Origin of the sequence: Kitasatospora sp. NPDC127111 (assembly GCF_042677465.1) — a bacterium.
Lineage (GTDB): Bacteria > Actinomycetota > Actinomycetes > Streptomycetales > Streptomycetaceae > Kitasatospora.
Map to the genome: position 1 here is coordinate 1 of NZ_JBHXTG010000154.1, position 5,082 is coordinate 5,082.

Sequence of the window (5,082 nt, forward strand, 5' to 3'; positions counted from 1 at the left end):
CCCGGCGCGGGGTCCCGGCGGCGGGCCCGGGGGGGGGGCCCCCACCCCGTCGGCCCCTCCCCCCCCGGGGGGGGGGATGCCCGGGGGGGGGCGGGGCCCCCGACGACCAGGGACGCGCGGTGGGGTGGGCGCTTGCGTGCCGCCCACCCCGCCGCGGCCATCGCCCGGGTACCCGGCCTGCCGACAGGCACGCCGGTGAAGGTGAACCCCGGGACGCGCCGGGGTGTCCGAACGCGCCGGGGTACCGGAACGCGTCAGTGGTGGAAGGCTGCCGGGACGGTACCCCGGGCTCCCCGGCGGGACGGGCCGTCGCCGCCGCCTCCCCGGCTTCCATGGGACACCGGATGACCCAGCCTCAATGCTTCCGCGCGGCAAGCCGGGCGGTGCCGGCGGGGCCGTGGGGGCACGGCTCAGCCGGCCGTCTCCGGGTGGATCTGCTCCCGGGTGGCCCGGAACTGCTGGCGCACCGCCGCTCCCACCGGAAGGTCCTGCTCGGGGTCCGGCGTGACGGTGACCGTCTCCGGCAGCTCCCAGTGCGGCGGCTCGGGGGTGCCGGCCAGCGCCCAGGCGGCCTGCCGGGCCGCGCCGCGCGCCGCGTGGGCGCCGGGCGGCGGCACCACGACCGGGACGCCGAACAGCAGCGGCGCGATCTGCCGGACCGCCGGCAGCCGCCCGGCCGCGCCGAGCAGGAAGACCCGCCGCACCTCGACGCCCCGGGCCCGCAGCACGTCCAGCGCGTCCGCGAGGTTGCAGAGCATGCCCTCGACGGCGGCCCGGGCCAGGTGCTGGGGGGTCATCGACTCGGCCCGCATCCCGGTCAGCGTGCCGGCCGCGTGCGGCAGCGCGGGCGTCCGCTCGCCGTCCAGGTAGGGCAGCAGCACCATCCCGTACGCGCCGGGGGAGGACTGCAGGGCGAGCTCGCTCAGGCCCTCCAGGTCGACGCCGAGCAGGGCGGCGGTGGAGCGGAGCACCTGGGCGGCGTTCAGGGTGGCGACCATCGGCAGGTGGCGGCCGGTGGCGTCGGCGAAGGAGGAGACCAGCCCGGTGGCGTCCACCACGGCCTGCTCGTGCACCGCGAAGATCGTCCCGGAGCTGCCGAGCGAGACGGCGGCGTCACCGGGCCGCAGGCCGAGGCCGAGCGCGGCCGCCATGTTGTCCCCGGTGCCGGCCGAGATCAGCAGGCCCTCGGGGGTGTGCCCGGCGGGTTCGGCCGGGCCGAGCACGTCGGGCACCTTCAGCTGGTGGCCGAGCGCCAGCTCGACCAGATCCTGCCGGTACTCGCCGGTGATCGGCGACCAGTAGCCGGTGCCGGAGGCGTCGCCCCGGTCGGTGGTGCGCCGTTTGGGGTGGCCGAGCAGCTGCCAGACCAGCCAGTCGTGCGGCAGCAGCACCTCGGCCACCCGGCGGGCGTTGGCCGGCTCGAACTCGGCCAGCCAGCGCAGCTTGGCGATGGTGTACGTGGGGCCGGGAACGGCGCCGATCGCGGCCGTCCAGGCGGCCGGGCCGCCGAACTCGTCCACCAGTGCGGCGGCGGCGCCGCTGGAGCGCGGGTCGTTCCAGAGGATCGCGGGCCGCACCAGCACGCCGCCGGCGTCCAGGCCGATCATGCCGTGCTGCTGCGCGCTGACGCCGATGGCCCGGACGCCCTCCAGCAGGCCGCCGGTGGCCGCGTCGCCGAGCGAGTGCAGCCAGACCTGCGGGTCGGCCTCACCGGCCCGGGTGGCGGCGCCCTCCGGCACGGGGTGCGGCGCCTTGCCGGACCGCAGCACCGCGCCGGTGCCGGTGTCGCACGCGACGATCCGGGTGCGACCGGTCGAGCTGTCTATCCCCGCGACGATGGCCATGTCGAGATCATGCCTCAGCAGTCGTCCGGACGCGGTCCGTCCGGGCAAGTGTTGCCCGTTCGGTACCGCTCCGGAGTCGTCCCGGACGGCCTCCTCGCCCGTCCGCCGTCACCGCCCGCTCAGGGGCGGAAGGTGCCCCAGCCGTCGTCCTCCACCCGGGGGCGGTTGAAGTACGGCACGCGGTCGGTGACCGCGTTCGGCAGCCGGTCCCCGACCTTGTCCGCGACGGCGCCGGCGGCCTTCCCGGCGACCGCCCCGGCCTGGTGCCGGGCCTTGTCGGCGGCGCTCTGCACCTTGGGGTTCTGGGCGACCTGCCGGGTGACCTTGGCGATCTGTTCGTACCGCTGGCGCCCGGCCCGCGAGCCCAGCACGTAGCCCGCCGCGAGTCCGACGATCAACGACAGCTTCCACATGATCGGATTCCACCCTCTCCTGGCGGCCTCTGCCGCATTGCCCTACCCGTCCTTCGGGGCGGCGAACCGTCCGTGCTCCCAGCATCCCCGGGCCTTCCGCGGGACGCGCGCGGGGCGCGCCGGGCGGGGGTAGCGGGGCGGCCGGGGAAAGCGATTGGCGGACCACCCCCCCGAGTGCGCTAATGTATGTCCCGCAGCGAGCGCCGAGGAGCCCGGGAAACCGGGGGCCGAAGCGGAAGCCGATCCCCCATAGCTCAATTGGCAGAGCAGCCGACTGTTAATCGGCAGGTTATTGGTTCGAGTCCAATTGGGGGAGCTCAGGTGGCCGCCCCGTCGGGGTCGGCCCGCCTGTCCGTGGTGCGGCAGTCGTCCACCGCGATCCCGCATAGCTCAATTGGCAGAGCAGCCGGCTGTTAACCGGCAGGTTTTTGGTTCGAGTCCAAATGCGGGAGCTGCACCGGGTCCGCCCGGTGACTGCTCAGAGCGAAGGCCCCCCGGTCGACCGGGGGGCCTTCGTGTTGTCGCCTTCGTCACTCGGCGCCGTCCGCCGGCCCGGGGCGACCGGGCGGGCGGCCCGGGCCTCAGGAGGTGGCCCGGCGGTACAGCTCGGCGACCCGGCCGTCGAAGGTGATGCTGTACGAGGTGCCGGGGCTCTCGCCGCCCTCCTGGTAGCCGCCGATCACGCCGATCACCGCGCCCGCCGGGGTCACCCACGGGCTTCCGCTGGTGCCGTCGGAGTAGCCGCTGCAGTCGAACCGCTCCTGGGTCCGGCTCTGCGCGCGGGTCCGGACCGAGCAGGTGATCGGCTCGTCGCGCTCGTTGGGGTAGCCGGTCACCGAGACCGGCTGGTCGAAGCCCTGGTCGGTGCCGAGCGGGTTGCCGCCCACCGCGTCCTCGACCTCCCGCCCGGCCACCGGCCGGACGGTGACGAACGCCACGTCGTACTCGGGGTCGTTGCCGGCCGACCAGCGCGGATCGACGGTGATCGACTGCACCGGCCAACTCCCGTACGGGGAGTACCCGTTGCGGTAGCCGGGGGTGAACACCAGGCCGTCCAGCAGGCCGATCCGGCGGCTCTGCACGCAGTGCGCGGCGGTCACCAGCAGATTGCGCCGCGGGCTCTGCACCACGCTCGCCGTACAGGCGCGCGGGCCCTGGGCGGTGCGGATGGAGAGGGTGCCGATCCGGTCGCCCGCCGGGCTCTGCGGCGCGACCCGGGCGGTCGGCGGCTGCTGGTCCCCGCTGCCGCAGGCGGTGCCGGCGGCCAGCAGCAGGGCCGCCAGCGCGACCGTCTGGGCCGCGCGGGCGGGCCGTACCGGGCGGGGGGGCATCCGGGCTCCGTCTCGTCTCGTCTCGTCCTCGGGCGGGTCCGCGGGGCGTGCGGACCGCCGTTCGTGTGAGCAAGATCTACCAGCCCCCGGCGGGCTCCGCCAACCCGGTCCGGATCAGCCGGTGGCGCGGTCGTACAGGGCCTGGACCCGGTCCCCGAAGTAGCTGCTGTACGAGGTGTCGGGGGAGTCGCCGCCCTCCTGGTAGCCGCCGATCACGCCGACCACGGTGCCGGTGCGGGTGTCCGGGTCGAAGTCGGTCACCCAGGGGCTGCCGCTGGTGCCGCCGGTCCAGTCCGGGCAGTCGATCCGCAGCTGGGTGGGGCTCTGCTCGGAGGTGGTGTTGCTGCAAGTGATCGGCACTTCGCTGGTGCCGGGGTAGCCGGTCACCTTCACCGGCAGCCGGTAGCCGCGGTCGACGCCCAGCCGGTTGGCGCCGAGCACCTGCTGCACCTGCTGCCCGTTCCGCGCCTGGACCACGGCGAAGGCGACGTCGACGTCCGGGTCGCCGTCGTCCTTCCAGGCCTCGTCGACGGTGACCGCCAGCAGCGGCCAGACGCCGCTCGGGGTGTCGCCGTCCCGGTAGCCGGGGACGAAGACCAGGTCGCTGCGCTGCCCGAGCCGCGGGTCCCAGACGCAGTGCGCGGCGGTGACGATCAGGTTCAGCCCGGCGCTGTCGACCACGCTGGCGGTGCAGAAGTGGTCGCCGTCCGCGTTGCGGGTGAAGACGGCGCCGACCAGGCCGTTGAGCACGGTGGGCTTGGCGGTGCGGGTGACACCGGTCTGCCGGCCGAGCGCCCCGCGCAGCCGCTCCCGGCTCCAGCCGTGGCTGTCGCCCGCGCCCGACCCCGGCCCGGAGGCCGCCGCGGAGGCGGGCTGGGACCGTACCGTCGGGGTGGCGCCGCCCGGGCCCGCCGCGGTCGTGCAGCCCGCCGCCGCCAGGACCGCCAGTGCCGCGCCGGCCACCGCCCGGCGGACCGGTCCCGGCTCACGTACCGTCACCCGCCCAGGCTCCCCGGTGCGGTCACCGGCCCGCCACCGGGGCTGCTCCGGGCGGGGAGGCGTGCGTCCGCGCGCACCCATGTGCGCCCCCGGCGCGCACCACGGGTGATCGACCGGCTATGCTGCCCGGAGACGGCCTCGCGGGGCCGTCTGCTGCTGCCGCGACCGGTGACCGGTCTCGCGGCGAACCGGGGCGGTAGCTCAGCCGGTTAGAGCAGGGGACTCATAATCCCTTGGTCGTGGGTTCGAGTCCCACCCGCCCCACCCTTCGCCCGGACGACCGGGCTTGACCAGGTGCGGTCATCTGCACGAACTCTAGTGACCGCGACTCCCGGCGACCGCACCGACAGGCCGGGAATCACCCGAATAGGGCCGCCCCGAGGGCGCGTTGACGCCCCGGCCGCGCGGACTCCGGCCCCACCCGTCCTCCGACCCCCGTCGCCGCCGTCGTCGCCGCCCGCGACCGGTGCGCGTCCTGCGCGGCCGGTCGCGGGC

Annotated in this window: 4 protein-coding genes and 3 tRNA genes; 3 read left to right on the forward strand and 4 right to left on the reverse strand. The window is 75.8% G+C overall.

The window, feature by feature from the left end:
* Positions 1-410: 410 nt before the first annotated feature.
* The gene (locus ACFVHB_RS39810; protein ID WP_380332840.1) at positions 411-1,844 is read right to left on the reverse strand and encodes an FGGY family carbohydrate kinase; all 1,434 of its coding nucleotides are present in this window, start codon (positions 1,842-1,844) and stop codon (positions 411-413) included.
* A 119-nt stretch (positions 1,845-1,963) separates the two neighbouring features.
* On the reverse strand, positions 1,964-2,260 hold the full coding sequence (locus ACFVHB_RS39815) for a hypothetical protein (RefSeq protein ID WP_380332846.1): 297 nt from the start codon (positions 2,258-2,260) through the stop codon (positions 1,964-1,966).
* 240 nt (positions 2,261-2,500) lie between these two features.
* On the opposite strand from ACFVHB_RS39815, the gene ACFVHB_RS39820 reads away from it, so the two are divergent.
* Positions 2,501-2,573 (forward strand) — tRNA-Asn (locus tag ACFVHB_RS39820).
* 63 nt (positions 2,574-2,636) lie between these two features.
* Positions 2,637-2,709, forward strand: a tRNA-Asn gene (locus tag ACFVHB_RS39825).
* Between the two features lie 129 nt (positions 2,710-2,838).
* On the opposite strand, the gene ACFVHB_RS39830 is transcribed toward ACFVHB_RS39825, so the two are convergent.
* Positions 2,839-3,588, reverse strand: coding sequence for a trypsin-like serine peptidase (locus ACFVHB_RS39830; RefSeq protein ID WP_380332842.1), 750 nt, complete (start codon positions 3,586-3,588; stop codon positions 2,839-2,841).
* Between the two features lie 114 nt (positions 3,589-3,702).
* A complete protein-coding gene (locus tag ACFVHB_RS39835) occupies positions 3,703-4,587 on the reverse strand; it encodes a trypsin-like serine peptidase (protein WP_380332844.1) in 885 nt (294 codons plus the stop codon).
* A 190-nt stretch (positions 4,588-4,777) separates the two neighbouring features.
* Between ACFVHB_RS39835 and ACFVHB_RS39840 the strand changes: the two genes are divergently transcribed.
* Positions 4,778-4,851: transfer RNA gene (locus ACFVHB_RS39840), tRNA-Ile, on the forward strand.
* The last annotated feature ends 231 nt before the right edge of the window (positions 4,852-5,082 follow it).

Coding starts and splice junctions, on each gene's coding strand:
- ACFVHB_RS39830 (WP_380332842.1), bottom strand. CDS start 3,588: ATGCCCCCCCGCCCGGTACGGCCCGCCCGCGCGGCCCAGACGGTCGCG.
- ACFVHB_RS39810 (WP_380332840.1), bottom strand. CDS start 1,844: ATGGCCATCGTCGCGGGGATAGACAGCTCGACCGGTCGCACCCGGATC.